Here is a 366-nt window from a genome sequence, read left to right as displayed (position 1 = left end):
TTGCTAAGCCCGTTCCACGCGGTCACGTGCCCTCTAAAGTGGGCGACGAAGGCGGTAAAATATTTATGGATGCCATAATGCAGCGCATCGCAGGCGCGGGCGCTGAGGTAATTAATGATTGTCGCGCTATTGCTTTATTAGTAGATAAAAACAATCGTGTTTGCGGCGTAATTGCTAAGCGCGACAACCGAGAAATTGCGATTCGTGCAACTCGTGGTGTGGTATTAGCCACCGGTGGCTTTGTAATGAACGACACCATGACACGTCAATACATGCCTGATCTACTTGAGTATTGCATACCTTATGGCAACACCTTCGATATGGGGGATGGTATTCAATTAGGCCAAGCAGTCGGCGGGCAAACAA

At 48.6% G+C, this 366-nt stretch carries 1 protein-coding gene; it reads left to right on the top strand.

From position 1 onward, the window contains the following. Positions 1–366: FAD-binding protein (locus AAEY62_RS20855; RefSeq protein WP_350636198.1), on the top strand; the 366-nt coding region annotated here is incomplete at both ends.

Source organism: Pseudoalteromonas sp. GW168-MNA-CIBAN-0100 (genome assembly GCF_040309225.1).
GTDB lineage: Bacteria > Pseudomonadota > Gammaproteobacteria > Enterobacterales > Alteromonadaceae > Pseudoalteromonas > Pseudoalteromonas arctica.
The sequence above is the reverse complement of the archived record's forward strand: the minus strand, read 5'-3'. Positions and strand labels throughout refer to the sequence as shown.